The sequence below is a fragment of the Amycolatopsis oliviviridis genome (assembly GCF_014654365.1).
GTDB lineage: Bacteria > Actinomycetota > Actinomycetes > Mycobacteriales > Pseudonocardiaceae > Amycolatopsis > Amycolatopsis oliviviridis.
Window position 1 is genome coordinate 102,326 of sequence record NZ_BNAY01000008.1, and the last position, 17,579, is coordinate 119,904.

Genomic DNA, 17,579 nt, shown 5'->3' on the forward strand with positions numbered 1-17,579 from the left:
ACCCCCTCCGCCTACCCGATCCCGGTCACGCGTGGTGCACCCACGCCTACCCATACAGCGTAGTGACACCTAGTATCCAACCGATTACGTTCGTCACCGTGGCGCTAACGAATTGGGCGCTGTGGCGGCTACCCAACCGCGGTTTGATCGGCTTCGTCCTCATGGTGGACGTCGCGGCGATCGCCGGATCCGCCTGGTCTTTTCTCCGGATCCCGTTCACTCAGGGCGACGCCATCCCGTTCGCGGTCCTGATCACCAGTGTCGTTCTTTACACAGAATTGTCGCGGCCGGTGGAGCGGGTGCGGGAACGGTTCGCAGGAACGCCGCACATCTCGCTCGACAGCGTCTGGACCTTCGCCGCCGTACTGCTGGTGCATCCCGGACTGGCCGCGCTGGTCATCGCCGTGTCCTTCTTCTACCGCTGGTTCCGCGGGCAGCCGAACCCGCTGTTCCGGCGGACGTTCTCCATGTCGGCGACCGTGCTCTCGGGCTTCGCGGCCGCCGCCTTCCTCTCCCGGTACGCGGTCCCGTTCGACGAACTCCCCCGCGACGTCTCGTCGTTCGGCTCGGTGGTCGTGGCGGGCGGGGTGTTCATGCTGGTCAACACCGCGCTGATGACGGTCGCGGTGTACTACGGCACCCCGCACGACAGGCTGCGCGACGCGCTGGCGAAACCGTTCGAGTACGCGCTCGAAGCGGCGACGATCGCGCTCGGCGTCATCGTGGCGTGGGCGCTGCGAGACTGGCCGGTGGTGCTGCTGATGGTCGTCGGGATCACGCTCGTGCTGCACCGCGGAGTCCTTTTACGGCAGCTGAAACGGCAAGCGAGCAGTGACGCCAAGACCGGGCTGCTCAACGCCAAGGCGTGGCGCGAGGCCGCGGCCGACGAACTCGACCGCGCACGGCGCGCGGGACGGCACACCAGCCTGCTGATGGTCGACGTCGACCGGTTCAAACTGATCAACGACCGGCACGGGCACCTCGTCGGCGACCGGTATCTCGCGGCGATCGCGGAAACGCTGCGCGCCGAGGTGCGCGGCACGGATCTGGTCGGGCGGTTCGGTGGCGAGGAGTTCGTCGTCCTGCTGCCCGGCACGCCCGCCGTGCACGCGCACGCGATCGCGGAACGGATCCGGTCCAGTGTGGCCACCCGGCACGGTGACCTGCCGGAGCACGTCACCGTGTCGATCGGGCTGGCCGACCGGCCCGGGGTCACCGACCTGGACACGGTGATCTCCGTCGCGGACCGGGCGCTTTACGAGGCGAAGAACACCGGGCGGAACCGGACGTCGGGCTACCAGGTGACCGGCTGACCCCTCCTCGCCGCTTGCGTTTCGTCCTCTGAATGCGGTCCTTGCGCGTGCAACTACCGCGTTCAGAGGACGAATTGCGCTCAGGGGAGGCCGGCGAGCGACTTCTCCAGGGCCTCATCCGGCAGCGCGTGATCGGAGATGTCGCCCGCCAGGTAGGCGCCGTACGCCGGGAGGTCGAGGTGCGCGTGCCCGCACAGCGCGGTCAGTATCACCTTCTCCTCACCGGTTTCCTTGCACCGCAACGCTTCCTGAATGCACGCGGCGAGCGCGTGCGTCGGCTCCGGCGCGGGGATGATGCCCTCGGTCCGCGCGAACCGCACACCCGCGGCGAAGCAGTCCTCCTGCCCGATGGCGAGCGCCTCGATGAGGCCGAGTTCGTAGATGTGCGAGATCAGCGGTGACATCCCGTGGTAGCGCAGGCCGCCGGCGTGGATGGGGTCGGGGATGAAATCGTGACCGAGGGTGTGCATCTTCAGCAACGGTGTCAGCCCGGCGGTGTCCCCGAAGTCGTACGCGTACTTCCCGCGGGTGAGTGTCGGGCAGGCGGCCGGTTCGACGGCGCGGATCACCGGGTCCATCCGTCCGGCGAGTTTCTCGCGCAGGAACGGGAAGGCGAGCCCGCCGAAATTGGAACCGCCGCCAGTGCAGCCGACGAGGACGTCCGGGGTGTCCCCGGCGAGTTCGAACTGCTTGAGCGCCTCTTCGCCGATGATCGTCTGATGCAGCAGCACGTGGTTGAGCACGCTGCCGAGCGCGTAACGGGTGTTGTCCGCCTGCGCCGCCTGCTCGACGGCCTCACTGATCGCGATGCCGAGGCTCCCGGTCGATCCCGGGTCGGCGGCCAGGATCGCGCGGCCGGATTCGGTCAGCTCGGACGGGCTCGGGTGCACCGTCGCGCCGAAGGTCTCCATCATCAGCTTGCGATATGGCTTCTGGTCGTACGAAGCGCGGACCTGCCACACCTCGCATTCGAGTCCGAAGGTGGCGCAGGCGAACGCGAGCGCGCTCCCCCACTGTCCGGCCCCGGTCTCCGTCGTCAGCCTCGTGACCCCCTCGGCCGCGTTGTAGAACGCCTGCGGCACGGCGGTGTTGGGCTTGTGCGAGCCGACCGGGCTGACACCCTCGTACTTGTAGTAGATCCGGGCGGGCGTGCCGAGCGCCTTCTCCAGCCGCCGCGCGCGGAACAACGGCGACGGACGCCAGAGCCGGTAGACGTCCAGGACCTCTTCGGGGATGTCGACGTAGCGTTCGGTGGTGACCTCTTGGGCGATCAGCGCCTGCGGGAACAGCGGCGCGAGATCGTCCGGGCCGACCGGCTCGCGGGTGCCCGGATGCAGGGGCGGCGGCGGTGGCTCCGGCAGATCCGGGACGACGTTGTACCACCTCGTCGGCATGTCCGCTTCGTCGAGGATGAATTTCGTCCGCTCCGCCATTGAGCCTCCTCCGTCCGTCTCTTCAACCTAAAGGGACGGACGGCGCGGCACCAGGGACGACTACTACGGTGTGGTGATGGGGAATCTCGTACTGCTGGACGCACCGTCCAACCTCGGCCTGCGACCGCCCGCCGAAGGGGTCGTCCCGGGCTGCTACAAAGCGCCGGGCGCGCTGCGTGACCACGGCCTGCTCACCCGTTTGGACGCGACCGACGGCGGCGTGGTCACACCGCCGCGATATCTGCCCGCGTGGTCGCCCGGCAGCGGCGTCCGGAACGCGGACGGCATCGCGACCTACACGGCCACCCTCGCCGAGCGTCTCGCGAAGATCCGCGCGGACGGTGGCTTCCCGGTCGTGCTCGGCGGCGACTGCTCGATCGCGCTCGCCGCGATGCTGACCCTGCGTCGCGAAGGACGCTTCGGCATCGTCTACTTCGACGGGCACGACGACTTCCGGCACCTCGGCAATTCCGACCACGTCGGTGCGGTCGGCGGCGAAGCCCTCGCCGTCGTGACCGGCCGCGGCGCCCCGGAACTGGCCGATGTGGACGGCCTGTCGCCGTACGTCCGCGACGAAGACGTCCTCGTGCTCGGTGTCCGCGCGGAAGAATCCGCCGAGGCGCGCGAAGCCGGGCTTCGCGTCGTGACCAGCCAGGAGATCATGGCGTCCGGCACCGACGGCGCGCTCGCCGCGGCCCGCGAGATCTTCACGCCGCTGGACGGTTTCTGGATCCACATCGACATCGACACCCTCGACCCGGAGTTCGTGTCCGCTGTGGACAGTCCCGATCCCGGCGGGCTCAGCCCGGACAAGCTCGTCGAACTGCTGCGCGGCCTCGTCGCGCTCCCCGGCGCGGCCGGGCTGGAACTGACCATCTTCGATCCCGACCTCGACCCCGACGGCACCCAGGCCGCCCTGGTGGCGGACTGTCTCGTGCGCGCACTGGAAGGAACCCGATGACCCAGGTGACCGTCGCCGACGGCTCGTTCGACGCCCCGCTCTGGCTGCCCGAATCCGGCTCCGGCCCGGGTCTGGTGCTGATCCAGGAGATCTTCGGCCTCGACGACTACCTCAAGTCGGTCGCCGCCGACCTCGCGAAGCTGGGCTACGTCGTCGCCGTGCCCGAACTGTTCTGGCGGATCGCCCCCGGCTGGTCGGCCACGCACGATGAAGCCGGGATCTCGGCGTCGATGGAGGTCTCCGGCAAACTCGACCCGGCGCGCGCCGTCACCGACATCCTCGCGACCCTGGCGATGCTGCGGGCGCTGCCCGGGACCGGTGGCCGCGCCGGTGTCTTCGGCTTCTGCCTCGGCGGCTCGATGGCCTACGCCTCGGCCGCCGAGGGCGATCCGGACGTCGCCGTCTCGTACTACGGTTCGACCGTGCCGGGGCAGGTTCCGTTGCTGGACAAGATCACCTGCCCGATCCAGTTCCAGTTCGGCGGCGCCGATCCCTACATTCCCGTCGAGGGCGTGCGTCGCCTGGCCGACGCGGTCGCTTCTCACGACGGTGCGGAGATCCACATCCACGAGGGCGCCGGGCACGCGTTCCACAACCACGTGGCGCCGATGTTCCACCAGCCGGAGCCTGCCGCGGCGGCGTGGGAACTGACGCTGGAGTTCCTGCGGCGGGTGTTCCCGGCGTAGGTGAGTGGTGGGTCGGGGTGGTCGTGAGTGGTAAGTGTCGTTAGAACGTCACTTACCACTCACGACCACCCCGACCCAGGCCGTCGCGCCGGAATATGTCGGTGCCTCGCGATAGTTTCCCCACCATGGCCACATTGGTGAGTTTTCACGCCCACCCCGACGACGAGTGCATCGTCGCGGGCGGCGTCATGCGCAAGGCTTTCGAGGAAGGCCACCGTGTCGTGCTCGTCGTCGCGACCAGGGGCGAGGTCGGCGAGGTCCCGGACGGGTTCCTCGACGAGGGAGAGGAGTTGTGGCAGCGCCGCGTGCAGGAGACGCACGCTTCCGCCGAGGTCCTGGGGGCCAAGCGCGTGGAGTTCCTGGGGTACACCGACTCCGGCATGATGGGCGAGCCGCGCAACGACGTGCCCGGCACGTTCTGGCAGGCCGACGTCGAGGAGGCCGCCCAGCGGCTGGCCGAGATCCTGCGCGAAGAGCAGGCGGAGGTCCTGACCGTCTACGACGACAACGGCGGCTACGGGCATCCGGACCACATCCAGGTGCACCGCGTCGGCATGCGCGCGGCCGAGCTGGCGGGCACGCCGCGGGTCTACGAGGCGACGAGCAACAGTGACGAGATGCGCCGCGGCATGGAGGAGGCCGTGCGGACCGGGCAGATGAAGGCCGAGGACCTCCCCGACTTCGAAGACGGTTCCGAGTTCGGCAAGCCGGAGGCGATCCTGACGGCGAGGGTCGACGTCACCGCGTACCTGCCGCACAAACGGGCCGCGATGCGCGCGCACGCCAGTCAGATCAGCGAGGACTCGTTCTTCCTCGCGATGCCCGACGAGGGTTTCGCGCAGGCGTTCGGCGTCGAGTGGTTCATCCGCGCGGGCCAGGGTCCGGGCATCACCGAAACCGATCTGATGGCGGGGCTCTGACCGAATGGGCATGTGCGGCGCGTACCTGCGCGTCACCTCCGGTGACCTGCGCGAGCTGATCGAAGAACCCGATCGGTACTGGGAGTACGCGGAGAAGGCCGACGGCACCGAGCGCGCGGTGGACGTCGACAAGGCTTGGAACGCGCTTTGGTACCTGATCGGGCGGGCCGGGTTCGAGGTCGACTTCGTGCTGGGCGGAACACTGCTGGGGGAAGCCGACAGTGACGGGCCGCCGCGATACTTCGACGCGGGCGAGGTGCGGACGATCTCGGCGGAGCTGTCGCGGACCGGATTCGACGAGCTTTCGCAGGGCGTCACACTCTCGGACCTCGAGGCCGAGGGGATCTACCCGTCGATCTGGGACGAGCCCGACGCGCTGGACTACGTGCGCGAGTACTACGACGTGCTCGTGCCGTTCTTCGCCGATGCCGCGAAGGCCGGGGACCCGGTCGTCACGATCATCACCTGACGGGCGCAAGTCCGTGAAGGACTCCTTGAGGGACCCAGAGTCCCTCAAGGAGTCCTTCACGGACACCCAGGACGACGCCAGGTCAGGCCGTGGCGGCGGTGACGTCGAGTTCGACGAGCTGCCCGGGGTAGCCGAGCTGCGCGACACCGAGCAGGGTGCTCGCGGTCGTGAAGGCCTCTCCGATCTCCGACTCGACGAACCGGTCCCACACCGCCGAGAGCACCTCGGCGTCCGGCGTCACCACGTAGATCACGGTGCGCACGACGTCGGCCGGGGTCGCCTCGGCGAAGGCGAGTGCGGCGGCGGTGTTCGCGACGACCTGGTCGACCTGCGCGAGCACGTCGCCGTCGACGACCTTGCCGTCTTCGGTGAGCGGGCACTGACCGGCGAGGTGGACGTCCCGGCGCCCTTCGACGACGGTCACGTGGTGGTAGGTGGGCGTGGGGTGCAGACCGGGCGGATGGTGGCGTTGAATGGTCACGATCCGCATCTTCATCGACCCGGTCACGACCGGCCAACTGGATTTCCGGGGGAACCTCGCCATGCGCAGGACGATCGACTGGACCGGCGACGCGGTCACGATCATCGACCAGACCGCGTTGCCCGCCGAGTACCGCGTGCTCGAACTGCGCACGGTCGGCGATCTCGTCGGCGCGATCCAGCGGCTCGCGGTCCGCGGGGCGCCGGCGCTCGGCGCGGCGGGCGCGCTCGGCGTGGTGCTCGCGATCCGCGCGAAGGGTGACGTCGAGGCCGACGCGCGCCGGGTCGCCGAGGCCAGGCCGACGGCGGTCAACCTGAGCTGGGGCGTCTCCCGCGCGCTCGCGAAGCTTCCGGAAGGGCCGGAAGCCGTCCTCGCCGAAGCGCTGGCGATCCTCGACGAGGACGAGCGGATCAATCACGAAGCCTCACGGCTGGCGGCCGAAGTGGTGCTCGCGCACTGCGGGCAGCGGCCGTTGCGGCTGCTCAGCCACTGCAACGCCGGACATCTCGCGACGGTCGCCTGGGGCAGCGCGCTCGGCGTCGTCTGGCATCTGCAGACCCGTGGCCTGGTCGAATCCGTGCTGGTCGACGAGACCCGGCCGCTGCTGCAGGGCGCCCGTCTGACCGCCTGGGAACTGGCCGAAGCCGGTGTCCCGTACCGGATCCAGCCCGACGGCGCGGCCGCCGCCGCGATGAGCCGCGGCCTGGTCGACTGCGTGCTCGTCGGCGCCGACCGGATCGCCGCCAACGGCGACGTCGCCAACAAGATCGGCACCTACGGTCTCGCCATCGCGGCGAAGCACCACGGGATCCCCTTCGTGGTCGTCGCCCCTTCGTCCACTGTGGACACCACGATGCCGGACGGCGCCGGGATCGTGATCGAGGAACGCGATCCCGGCGAGGTCCTGAGCTTCGGCGGTACGACGGTCGCGCCCGAAGGCGCGGAGGTGTTCAACCCCGCCTTCGACGTGACGCCGCACGAGCTGATCACCGCGGTCGTCACCGAGCAGGGCGTGCTGCGCCCGTGAGCAGCTTGGTGAACAAGGCGGCCGTCTCGGCGTCGTCGTAGCTCAGCGGGAGCGTGTCGAAGTAGTACCGGACCAGGCCGGGCCGGGTGCTCACGATGAGCCCGAAGTCGATCGTCCGCCCCTTCGCCCGCACGGTCCCGCGGTACTCCTGGAACTTCGTGTGCGGGCCGGCGGCCGACTGATCGGCCGTCAGCCGGACGTCAGTCATCGCACCCGACAGCCTGCCGAGGTAGGCGGCGTGGCAGCCCGGATCCGTCACCGGTGCCGTCAAACCCGGCCCGGTGAAGGCCGGTCCTTTCCGGGGACAGTCGACGGCGACACCGGCGAACAGTTCACGGAGCGCTTCCTTTTCGAGGGGGCGGAACCATTCCGTCCGATCGTGGTAGCGGCGCCCCTGGGTGACTTCGCCGTCCTTGAGCACCACCCGGTAGACGGCCGGGTACCGCACCGTCCGCCCGGCGATCACCGCTTCGTTGGCCGCTTCGTAGAAGACCGCGTCCCCGTTCACCACGATCTTCACCGGGGTGAACCGGAACGTCGGAAAGGCTCCCAGCAGGGTCCGCAGGTTGTTCTCGATGTTCGCCCTGCCCGCCACCGGCGCGGCGCTGCCCGATTCGGCCAGTGTCCCGTCGGCGGCGAAGATGGTGCCGTACAGCCGGACCCGGGCTTCCCGCGCTTCGGGCGTGTCCGAAAGCATGGCGCCGAATTCCGTCTGTTTCGTGATGAAGGCGCAGGCGGACGGCGAAACCGTGCCTTCGACCCGGTCACCCAGCCGCTCCAGGATCGGGCAGCCCTCCTCCGCCTGCGCCATTCCGCTTCCCATCACCGTCGCGCCGAGCAGAACCGCCGCGATACCAAGGAATCTCTTCACTTTTCGCACTCGGCCACCTTGGCAAGGGCGACCGGGCGAAGTCGATTACCCGCCAGGTAATGCCGGGCTAGAAGGATTCCAGGCAGGAAGGCTCGCGGTCGGTGGCGAACGCCGCCGTCGCGCGCGAAACAGCTCCCTCGGTTCGCTCCTTGATCCGGCCCGCCGCGGCGAGGGTGCTCGGCCGGGTGCCGCCGAGGAAGATCGCGCCGAGGTCGATCACGTCCAGTTCGAGATCCGGCGCGTCCTCCACTCGCGTCACCGCGGCGTTCCCGTCGGCGCCGGCGGTGAGCCGCCAGTTCCCGGTGTTCCACGGGCAGAAGGCGTCGTGCACGCCGAACACCAGGTCCACCGGACCGCGGTAGCGGCGGGTGACCAGGGCGCGATCGACGTCGACGAGCCGCACCCACAGCGAGTCCCCACCGGACCGGCTCATCTTGCGGGGGTCGGCGAGCATGTGGATGAGCGGTTCGTCGAGGGCGGCGTTCACCTCGATGGTGCCGATCAGGTCGTAGTCGAGCAGAAAGCGATACAGAGTCGCGTACGCCCGGGGTGTGGTCGCGACGAGTTCCTGCAGGCTCAGCGTCCCGCGCGGCCCTTCCTCGTCCCAGTCGCTCTTCACCCGGTAGATCGCGTAACCGTCCGGCAGGACGGCGAACTTCATCGCCGACGCGCCCTTGTGCCGGACCTCCCGGTCGTCGAGGTTGAACTCCCACGCCGATTCGGGCCGGTCGAGCGCGCCGACCCGCAGCGGCGCCTCCTTCTCGTAGATCGCCTTGATCAGCGGGATCGCCTCCTCCCGCGCGACTTCCCGGACCCGTTCGGCTTCGAGTTCGACACCCGGCCGGAAAGCGGCCTTGGACCGGAGCTTCGCCCGGAAGAACTGCGCCCCGAGGCCGTAGCCGAAGCGGGGATAGATGACCGATTCGGACGCCCACAGCGCGGCGATCGGTTCGCCGCCGTCCTCGTGCAGGCCGTGCAACTGCGCCCGCATGACCCGGGTGAGCACGCCGCGCCTGCGGTGCCCTGGTGCGACCCCGACCGAAGTCACCGCGGCGAGCGGTGTCTGCCCGGCCCCGGGAACGGTGATCTTGCGGGTGAGCAGTTCACCCGCTCCGATGAGCTCGTCTCCGTCGAAGACGGCGTGCGAACGCTCGGGCTCGAACACCAGCCCTTCGCGGAACTGAAGGCCTTCCTCGTTGTCGGAGAGGAACGCCCTCGCGAGCATGGAGGAGAACGCGGGCAGGTCGTCGGTGGTCAGGGTCCGGATGGCCAGGCTGTCATCGCTCACCCAGCCGTCCTACGCCGTTTCACCGACGACCGCCACGCATTAAAGAGCGGACTTCAGGGCCGCGGCCCGATCACCGCACCGTTCTCCACCACTTCGATGGCCATGGCGGGGCAGGAATCCGCCGCGTCCAGCACCATCTCGTCCGGATTCACCTCCCCCTCGACCACCGTCGCCGTCGCGCCTTCGAGCTCGAAGACCTCCGGCATCAGCGCGGCACACATCCCCGAGCCGATGCACGTGTTGCCATCGACCTCGACTTTCCAGCTCATGCTCACCATCCGATCGGCATGGAGCGGGGCCCCCGCACCAGCATCTGCGTCTTCCACACGATATCGCCGCCGAGGCGCAGTCCGGGAAGATCTCGCAGCAAGGCCCGCAACGCCTCCTGCAGTTCCAGCCTGGCGAGCGGAGCGCCGAGGCAGTGGTGCACGCCGTGCCCGAAACCGAGGTGGGGGTTGGCTTCCCGGCCGAATTCGAGGGTTTCCGCCGAGGTGAACTGGAGCGCGTCCCGGTTGGCGGCACCGATCGCGACCATCACCGGCTCGCCCTCCTTCACCAGCACGTCACCCACCTGGATGTCTTCGGTGGCGTAGCGGGCGAACCCGGCTCCGGCACCCAGCGGGATGAAGCGCAGCAGTTCCTCGACCGCGGCCGGGATCAGGTCCAGGTCGGCGCGCAGGCGAGCGAGCTGCTCCGGCTGTTCGAGCAGGGCGTAGACGAAGTTGGGGATCTGGCTGGCGGTGGTCTCGTGCCCGGCGACGAGGATGCCGATGCACATGTCGACCAGTTCCAGCTCGCTCAGCTTGTCGTGGACGTCGCGCGCTTCGATCAGCGCGGTCATCAGGTCGTCCTGGGGCTCGGCCCGGTGCTGCTCGACGAGCACGTGCATGTACGCCCGCAGCTCGTCCTGGTTGGCCATCATCTCTTCGGTGGTCAGCGGGCTGGTCGACAGCGCGGCGTCGCTCCAGACGCGGAACTTCGGCCGGTCCTCGACCGGGACGCCGAGCAGCTCGCAGATGACCGCGACCGGGATCGGCAGCGCGTAGTCCTCGACCAGGTCGGCGGGCTGCCCCTTGGCCTTCATGTCCTCGATCAGGCTCGCCGCCAGCTCGGCGACCCGCGGCCGCAGCGTTTCGACGCGGCGCATGGTGAACGCCTTCGCGACCAGCGTGCGCAGCCGGGTGTGGTCGGGCGGGTCCATGCTCAGGATCCCGCCGGGCCGCCTGCCGGGCGCCATCCGCGGCTCGTCCTTGTCCACGGCCATCGCGCGGGAGAACCGCCGGTCGCCCAGCACCAGGCGCGCGTCGGCGTAGCGCACGGCGAGCCACGCCGGCTCACCGTGCGGGAGCCGGACCCTGAGCATGCCCTCGGCCTCGCGGGCGGCGGCGTAGGCCGCGTCGAGTTCGAGACCCGCTTCCTGGTTGAACGGATAGGAGACGAATTCGGTGTCAGTGGTGGTCATTTGTCCGGAAACCCCCCGGCTCGGCGGTTTGTAAGCAACTGCTTACAACGCTAACCATGATCACGGTGAGCGTCAATGCGCCTACCGTGCGACGCCCCGTTAGCCTGTGCGGACCCGGGAGGCTCGATGACGGAAGAACCGCAGGTCCGCAAGCGTGACGCGGCCGCAACCAAGGCGGCCTTGCTCGACGCGGCGGCGGCCCTGTTCGCCGAGCGCGGCTTCGATCGGACGACGGTGCGGGACATCGCGAAGCTCGCCGGGGCCAACCAGGCGCTGCTGTTCCGCTACTTCGGTTCGAAAGACGCGCTGTTCGAGGAGGTCCTGGCGCGCGGCGGACGCGAGCAGATCGCCACCACACCACCGGGTGAACTGCTCGGGACGGCGTTGCGCAGCATGCTGGAGTCCGACAAGGGCCGCGATCGCACGCTCGACGCCTACCTGCGGTCGACGGGGCACGACAGCGCGGCGGGCGCGGTCCGGCGGCAGCTCGGCGAGGAGTACGCGAAGGTGCTCGCCACGCTGACCGACGCCGACGACGCGGATCTGCGGGCCGACCTCATCCTGGCCTGGCTGCTCGGGATCGGCCTGGTCCGCGAGATCACCGGCAAGGAACCGCTGGCCAGCGCGGATCCCGACGACGTCTGCCGCCTCGTGCTCGGCGCGGCGCGGACGCTGCTGGAACACAGCGGGTAATTGCGTCGCCGTCCCCGGCGCGGTGTTCTACGGTCGGTTCGTGATCTCGTTCCCGCCCGCCGGCACCGAAGCCGAGTTCGACGCGCTGACCAGGCAAGACCTGCTCCCGGCGGTGACGTCGCTGACCGGGTCGCTCGGCCTCGGCGAGGTCGTCCCGTTCACCGAGGGCTCGCTGCCGGTGTACGCCGTCGGCGACGATCTGGTGCTCAAGCTGTTCCCGCCGGTGCACCTCGACGAACTCCCCACCGAGCGGACGATGCTCGAGGCGCTGCACGGGAAGCTGCCGATCCCGACGCCCGCCGTGCACGATGTCGGCGAGCGGGACGGCTGGGGCTACGTGCTCATGGAGCGTCTGCGCGGCGAAACGCTGAAGGACGCCTGGCCGAAACTGTCCGCGGAGGACCGGAACCGGCTCGCTCCCGAGCTCGGCGAGGCGCTGGCGGCGCTGCATTCGCTGCGGGACCCGCGGCTCGACGTCCTCGATCCGCCGGATTGGGCCACGTTCATCGCCGAGCAGCGCGCGAACGTCGTCGAGCATCACCGGCGGACCGGGCTCGACGAAAGCTGGATCGCGCGGATCCCGGCCTTCCTCGACTCCGTCGACCTGGGCAGCCCGCCCGTCGTCCCGTTGCACACCGAGTTCATGCGCGACCACGTCATGGTCGACCACGACGGCGAACGCCCGCGGCTGACCGGCCTCTTCGATTTCGAACCGGCGATGCGGGGCGCGGCGGAGTACGACTTCGTCGCCGTCGGCCTGTTCGTTTCCGGCGGGGACAAGGACTTCCTGCGGCGGCTGCTCGCCGGGTACGGCGCCGAACCGGACGAGGAGTTCTCCCGGCGCTGCCTGGCGTACGCGTTCCTGCACGTCTACAGCAATTTCACGTGGTACTTCAAGGTTCTTCCGGCGCCGGCCGAACCGACGCCGGAAGCCCTCGCGCGCGCCTGGTGGTGACTCACGACCATCCGCACCGACCACTCACGAGGGCGGCAGCGCGCGCCGCAGCAGTTCGGCCAGGTGCAGTGCCCGCCGCCCGTCCAGCTGCTCGATCTGCGTCCGGCAGCTGAACCCGTCCGCGATCACTTCGGTGCCCTCGGCGGCGGCCCGGATCGCGGGCAGCATGCGGTCCTCGGCGCAGGCGACGGAAACGTCGTAATGCCCACGTTCGAAGCCGAAGTTGCCCGCCAATCCACAGCATCCGGAATCCATTGTGGAATTGTGGATACCCGCGGCGCGCATCGCGGCCTCGTCGGCGCCGAAGCCGAGCACGGCGTGCTGGTGACAGTGCACCTGGCTCAGCGCTTCGACGTCCAGTGACCGGAATTCCAGCGGCGAGTCCTCGACGAGTTCGGCGAAGGTGCGCGTGCGCTCGGCGAGCAGTTCCACCACTGGGTCACCGGGCAGCAGCGCCGCCAGGTCGCCGCGGAAGAGCGCCGTGCAACTCGGCTCCAGTCCGGCCACCTGATAGCCCGCCCGCAGATACGGTTCGAGCACGGAAAGCGTGCGGCGCAACACGTTCTTCGCCACATCGAGCTGCCCGGTGGACACCCAGGTGAGCCCGCAGCAGACCTCGCGATCGGGCAGGACGACGTCGTAGCCCGCCGCGGTGAGCACCTCGGCGGCGGCGTCGAGGACGTCCGGGGTGAGGTAGTTGTTGAAGGAGTCCGGCCACAGCACCACCCGCCGGGACCCGGTCGCCCAGCGCTTGAGGTCGGCGCGGCGCCGGGTGAACGGTGCCGGGGCGAACGTCGGCAGATCCCGTTCCGGCGCGATCCCGCCGAACTTCTTCAGCAGACCGGAGAACCGGCGCGACATCGTGTTCGCCAGCCGCGGTGCCAGCGAGGCCGCGCGCAGCCACACCGGGAGCCAGCCCATCGAGTAGTGCGACGCCGGGCGCAGCCGCCCCTTGTGGTGCTGGTGCAGGAATTCCGCCTTGTAGGTCGCCATGTCGACGTCGACCGGGCAATCGGACAGGCAGCCCTTGCACGACAGGCAGAGATCCAGTGCCTCGGCGACCTCTTCCGAGCGCCAGCCGTCGGTGATCAGTTCGCCGTTCACCATCTCGGCGAGCAGATGCGCGCGGCCCCGCGTCGAGTGTTTCTCCTCGCGCGTGGCGCGGTAGCTCGGGCACATCACGCCCGCGCCGGTGGTGTTCCGGCACTTCCCGACCCCGACGCAGCGCCGCATCGCCTGCCCGAAGCTCCCCTGATCCTCCGGGTACGCGAGCGCGGTGACGTCTTCGAGCTCCAACGGCGCGCGGCGCACCCGGAGGTCGGCGTCGACCGGCCGCGGATTCACCAGGATGCCGGGGTTCATCCTGCCCACCGGGTCGAAGATCCCTTTGAACCGCGCGAAAAGCGCGAGCATCTCGGGGCTGTACATCCGGGACAGCAGCTCCGAACGCGCCTGGCCGTCGCCGTGCTCGCCGGACAGCGAACCGCCGTGCGCGGCGACGAGGTCGGCCGCCTCTTCCAGGAACGAGCGGAACCCGGCGATCCCTTGCGGGGAAAGCAGATCGAAGTCCAGCCGCAGATGCAGGCAGCCTTCGCCGTAATGGCCGTAGACCACGCTTTTGCGGCCGTGCGCGCGCATGAGTTGCTTGAATTCCCGCAAGTAGGCACCCAAGCGCGCGGGCGGGACGGCCGCGTCCTCCCAGCCGGGCCAGGCCTCCTCGCCCCCGGCCAGCCGGGTCGCGAGGCCGGCGCCTTCCTCCCGGATCCGCCACAGCCGCTTCTGCGCGGCGGCGTCGTCGAGCAGCACGGATCCGGTCACCGCGCCGCGCAGGCCGTCGATCAGCCCGTGCGCCCGGTCCGGATCGGCCATCTCGACGAACAACCAGGCGCCACCCGGCGGCAGGCCGTCGGCGCGGCCCGGCTCCAGGAGCGCGACGAGGTCCGCGTCCACCCCCTCCACGGTCAGTGGTGACCACGGCAGGATCGCCGGGACGGCGTCGGCCGCGGCGATGTCGGACTCGAAGCCGAGCACCGCGAGCACCTTGCGTTCCGGCACCTCGGCGAGGGAGACCGTCGCCCCCAGCACGGTGACGCAGGTGCCCTCACTGCCGACCAAGGCCTTGGCGACGTCGAAACCGTTCTCCGGCAACAGGTGTTCCAGCCCGTACCCGGACACCCGCCTGCTGAAGGAGGACAGTTCGGTGCGCAGCGACGCCAGGTTGTCGCGGACGAGCGCGCGAAGTTCCGAGAAGACCCGGCCTTCGGTACCGGGCCTGGCCGCCCGTGCGTCCACTTCGGACGGTGAGGTCGGACCGACGGTCATCCGGGTGCCGTCGTAGAGCAGCACGTCCAGCTCGCGGACGACGTCGACCGTGCGGCCGTAGGCGACCGAATGCGATCCGCAGGCGTTGTTGCCGATCATCCCGCCGATCGTGCAGCGCGAATGCGTCGACGGGTCGGGGCCGAAGCGAAGCCCGTGCGGCGCGGCGAGCGCCTGGAGATGGTCGAGGACGGTCCCGGGTTCGACCTTGGCCGTCCGCGCCCCGGGATCGAGGTCGAGGACGCGGCCGAGGTGGCGTGACGTGTCGATCACGACGCCGGGCCCGCACGAGTTGCCCGCGACGCTGGTGCCGCCGCCGCGGGCGATCACCGGCAGCCCGGCCTCACGGCAGGCGGCGACGGCCGCGATCACCTCGTCGACGCTCCGCGGCAGCACCACCCCCTGGGGCACGTGCCGGTAGTTGGAGGCGTCGGTCGTGTACAGCGCCAGTGTCGCGGCGTCGGCCAGGATCTCCACGGAGTCCATTCAAGACAACCGCGGGCCGGGACGCACACTCGCACCCTCTCCAGTCGGGTATGTCCGAAAGCCGCTCCGGTGTGCGATCGTGAGCGCGTGACGGCGAGACGGCACGTCGTTGAAGACCTCGCCGCCGAGCACAGCGCGGTGCTCGGCGGGCTTCTTCGCGAGCGGGAAGAGCTGCTCGCGACCCTCGACCGGGTGGCGGCGCTCAACGGCACCGCGCGGCTGATCCGCGAGTCGATCGGCACGCATTCCGGTTTCGTCGCCGAGCTGACCGGGCCCGAAGAGGCGGTCATCCGCTGGATGTCGGGCACCCGCACGGACGCGCTGCAGGACCTCGCCGTGCCCATCGGCCAGGGCATCGGCGGCCGCGTGCTCGCGCTGGGCAGGCCGGTCCGGGTCAACGATTACGTCAGCTCGCGGAGCATCACCCACCAGTTCGACGCGCAGGTCCGCGGCGAGGGCCTGGCCGCGATGATCGCCGTCCCGATCGTCAGCGGGACCGAGACCGTCGCCGTCGCGTACGCCGCCATGCGCGAGCCCCGCGACTTCGGCGACGACGCGGTCCAGTCCCTCGAAGACATCGCGGGCGAGGCCGGCCGGGCGCTGAAACTGGCGTCGGTCGCCGAGTCCGACCGCGAGACGGCCCTGTCCGCCGAACGGCTGCGGATGCAGAGCGCGCTGCACGATTCGGTCGGCGCGCTGCTGTTCTCCATCGGCGTCCAGGTCCGGAACCTGCACGAGGACATCAGCGACAACCCGGCGCTCGAATCGCGGCTGCGGCGGCTGGAAGGCGACGTTTCGGCCGCGTCGCGGGCGCTGCGCGAGTCGCTGCTGGCGCTGTCGGAATCGAGTCCGGAACGGGCGCTGCCGGTGGAGCTCGCCGAGCACTGCCGTTCGTTCCAGGCCCGCTGCGGCGTCCCGGCCCGGTTCGTCCAGCTCGCCCCGGTGCCGCGGCTGGACGCCGAACGCACCGGACTGCTGGTGGCGGCCGTCCGGGAGGGCCTGCTCAACGTGGAGAAACACGCCGGCGCGTTGTCCGTCGTGGTCAGCCTGCTGCCCAGCGACGACGGCGTGCAGGTGGTCGTCGCCGACGACGGGACCGGTCATCGCGCCGAAGACGCCGGGGAGCCCGGACCCGGCACCGGGATGGGGCTGCGCGCGCTGGCCGAACGCGCCGCGCGGCTCGGCGGCCGGGTCAGCCTGGTCCGCGACGAGGAAGACGGCTGCACGCTGCGCGCTTGGGTGCCGGAACCGTGCCGTCGCCGGTGACCGTGCTCGTCGTGGACGACCATCCGGTGGTCCGCGACGGGGTGAGCCTGCTGCTGCGCTACGACCCGGCGATGACCGTGGTCGGCTCGGCCGAGACCGGCCGGTCCGCGATCCGGCGGGCGGGCGAGCTGAAGCCCGCGTTGATCCTGCTGGACCTGCGGCTGCCGGACATGCTCGCGCCCGAGGTCATCGCCGGGCTCCGGCGCACGCATCCGTCCGGGCGGATCGTGGTGTTCACCGCGCACGGCGACCATCAGGGCGTGCGGGCCGCGCTGGATTCCGGGGCGCACGGCTGCCTGCTCAAGGACGTCGCCGGGACCGATCTGGTGGCGGCGTTGCGGCAGGTGCTCAAGGGTGAGCGCGTCGTCGATCCGCGCATCTTCCCCGACGACGGCCGCCGGTCCGACGCGCTGGCCCGCAGCGGCCTGACGCGGCGCGAGTACGAGGTTTTACGACTCGCGGCGCAGGGGCAGACGAATCCGGAGATCGCGGAGTCGACCGGGCTGGCGCGGAACACGGTGAAGACCTATCTCCAGTCCGCTTTGCACAAGCTCGGCGCGCGGAACCGGGTCGAAGCCATCGGCAAGGCCTCCGAAGCCGGCCTCCTCTAGCCCCCGCCGCAATTCGTCACCTACTTGCGCTGATCACACGCCGAACCACCGCAAGTAGGTGACGAATTGCGGTGGTCGAACGCGACCCACGACGGTCTCCCCAAGGGCGCCCCGCGCCCGACGGAGACTTCACCGTCACGCGCCCTCTTTTGGGCCGGAGGCCCACGGAAACGTTTTGTAGGGCGCCTCCAGTCAGAACGTGAGTTTCCAACGAGTTCTGCGCCCTGCGAAACGTTTCCGTCAGCGCGTGACAATTCAACACAGTCTCCAGGTGGGGGTAACGCGACGGAGGGTGCCCACGCAGGATGACCGCCACCGATCGTGACTCGTGTCACACG

The 17,579-nt window shown here is 69.9% G+C and carries 17 protein-coding genes; 10 read left to right on the forward strand and 7 right to left on the reverse strand.

Annotated features, from left to right (window positions below; translation table 11 throughout):
• The first annotated feature begins 98 nt into the window (after positions 1–98).
• Positions 99–1,313 carry a GGDEF domain-containing protein gene (locus tag IE302_RS30550; RefSeq protein ID WP_229908028.1) on the forward strand — a complete coding sequence of 405 codons (1,215 nt, stop codon included), beginning with the start codon at positions 99–101 and terminating at the stop codon, positions 1,311–1,313.
• An 80-nt stretch (positions 1,314–1,393) separates the two neighbouring features.
• Here the strand turns inward: IE302_RS30550 and IE302_RS30555 are convergent, their stop codons facing one another.
• Positions 1,394–2,746, reverse strand: coding sequence for a TrpB-like pyridoxal phosphate-dependent enzyme (locus IE302_RS30555; RefSeq protein ID WP_191257905.1), 1,353 nt, complete (start codon positions 2,744–2,746; stop codon positions 1,394–1,396).
• 76 nt (positions 2,747–2,822) lie between these two features.
• On the opposite strand from IE302_RS30555, the gene IE302_RS30560 reads away from it, so the two are divergent.
• The 4 genes from IE302_RS30560 to IE302_RS30575 all read left to right on the forward strand — a co-directional run bounded on the left by IE302_RS30560 (position 2,823) and on the right by IE302_RS30575 (position 5,782).
• The gene (locus IE302_RS30560; RefSeq protein WP_191257906.1) at positions 2,823–3,707 is read left to right on the forward strand and encodes an arginase family protein; all 885 of its coding nucleotides are present in this window, start codon (positions 2,823–2,825) and stop codon (positions 3,705–3,707) included.
• The gene (locus IE302_RS30565; protein WP_191257907.1) at positions 3,704–4,393 is read left to right on the forward strand and encodes a dienelactone hydrolase family protein; all 690 of its coding nucleotides are present in this window, start codon (positions 3,704–3,706) and stop codon (positions 4,391–4,393) included. The genes IE302_RS30560 and IE302_RS30565 overlap by 4 nt, the downstream gene beginning before the upstream one ends.
• Positions 4,394–4,518: 125 nt before the next feature.
• On the forward strand, positions 4,519–5,313 hold the full coding sequence (locus tag IE302_RS30570; RefSeq protein ID WP_191257908.1) for a PIG-L family deacetylase: 795 nt from the start codon (positions 4,519–4,521) through the stop codon (positions 5,311–5,313).
• Between the two features lie 10 nt (positions 5,314–5,323).
• The gene (locus IE302_RS30575; protein WP_229908029.1) at positions 5,324–5,782 is read left to right on the forward strand and encodes a YfbM family protein; all 459 of its coding nucleotides are present in this window, start codon (positions 5,324–5,326) and stop codon (positions 5,780–5,782) included.
• Between the two features lie 82 nt (positions 5,783–5,864).
• Here the strand turns inward: IE302_RS30575 and IE302_RS30580 are convergent, their stop codons facing one another.
• Positions 5,865–6,263, reverse strand: coding sequence for a RidA family protein (locus tag IE302_RS30580; protein ID WP_191257910.1), 399 nt, complete (start codon positions 6,261–6,263; stop codon positions 5,865–5,867).
• A gap of 61 nt (positions 6,264–6,324) precedes the next feature.
• Here IE302_RS30580 and mtnA point away from each other — a divergent pair, with 61 nt between their 5' ends.
• On the forward strand, positions 6,325–7,290 hold the full coding sequence (gene mtnA, locus IE302_RS30585; RefSeq protein ID WP_191258202.1) for an S-methyl-5-thioribose-1-phosphate isomerase: 966 nt from the start codon (positions 6,325–6,327) through the stop codon (positions 7,288–7,290).
• Here the strand turns inward: mtnA and IE302_RS42860 are convergent.
• From IE302_RS42860 to IE302_RS30610, 4 genes are all read right to left on the reverse strand, one after another.
• The gene (locus IE302_RS42860) at positions 7,262–8,161 is read right to left on the reverse strand and encodes a nuclear transport factor 2 family protein (protein ID WP_229908030.1); all 900 of its coding nucleotides are present in this window, start codon (positions 8,159–8,161) and stop codon (positions 7,262–7,264) included. The two genes, mtnA and IE302_RS42860, sit on opposite strands and share 29 nt — an antisense overlap.
• Positions 8,162–8,228: 67 nt before the next feature.
• Positions 8,229–9,449, reverse strand: a complete 1,221-nt coding sequence (locus IE302_RS30600) for a GNAT family N-acetyltransferase (RefSeq protein ID WP_191257911.1) — start codon at positions 9,447–9,449, stop codon at positions 8,229–8,231.
• A gap of 53 nt (positions 9,450–9,502) precedes the next feature.
• The gene (locus tag IE302_RS30605) at positions 9,503–9,718 is read right to left on the reverse strand and encodes a ferredoxin (protein ID WP_191257912.1); all 216 of its coding nucleotides are present in this window, start codon (positions 9,716–9,718) and stop codon (positions 9,503–9,505) included.
• Positions 9,719–9,720: 2 nt separating this feature from the next.
• A complete protein-coding gene (locus IE302_RS30610) occupies positions 9,721–10,911 on the reverse strand; it encodes a cytochrome P450 (RefSeq protein WP_191257913.1) in 1,191 nt (396 codons plus the stop codon).
• Between the two features lie 126 nt (positions 10,912–11,037).
• On the opposite strand from IE302_RS30610, the gene IE302_RS30615 reads away from it, so the two are divergent.
• Together IE302_RS30615 and IE302_RS30620 are read left to right on the forward strand one after the other, a co-directional pair.
• The gene (locus tag IE302_RS30615) at positions 11,038–11,604 is read left to right on the forward strand and encodes a TetR/AcrR family transcriptional regulator (RefSeq protein WP_191257914.1); all 567 of its coding nucleotides are present in this window, start codon (positions 11,038–11,040) and stop codon (positions 11,602–11,604) included.
• Between the two features lie 40 nt (positions 11,605–11,644).
• Complete coding sequence (locus IE302_RS30620; protein WP_191257915.1) at positions 11,645–12,559, forward strand: phosphotransferase family protein; 915 nt, start codon at positions 11,645–11,647, stop codon at positions 12,557–12,559.
• Between the two features lie 24 nt (positions 12,560–12,583).
• On the opposite strand, the gene IE302_RS30625 is transcribed toward IE302_RS30620, so the two are convergent.
• Positions 12,584–15,364 (reverse strand): FAD-binding and (Fe-S)-binding domain-containing protein, encoded by a 2,781-nt coding sequence (locus IE302_RS30625; protein ID WP_229908031.1) that lies wholly within the window; start codon positions 15,362–15,364, stop codon positions 12,584–12,586.
• Positions 15,365–15,451: 87 nt separating this feature from the next.
• On the opposite strand from IE302_RS30625, the gene IE302_RS30630 reads away from it, so the two are divergent.
• Together IE302_RS30630 and IE302_RS30635 are read left to right on the forward strand one after the other, a co-directional pair.
• Positions 15,452–16,630, forward strand: coding sequence for a GAF domain-containing sensor histidine kinase (locus IE302_RS30630; RefSeq protein ID WP_191257916.1), 1,179 nt, complete (start codon positions 15,452–15,454; stop codon positions 16,628–16,630).
• The gene (locus IE302_RS30635; protein ID WP_191257917.1) at positions 16,600–17,241 is read left to right on the forward strand and encodes a response regulator; all 642 of its coding nucleotides are present in this window, start codon (positions 16,600–16,602) and stop codon (positions 17,239–17,241) included. The genes IE302_RS30630 and IE302_RS30635 overlap by 31 nt, the downstream gene beginning before the upstream one ends.
• Positions 17,242–17,579 lie beyond the last annotated feature (338 nt).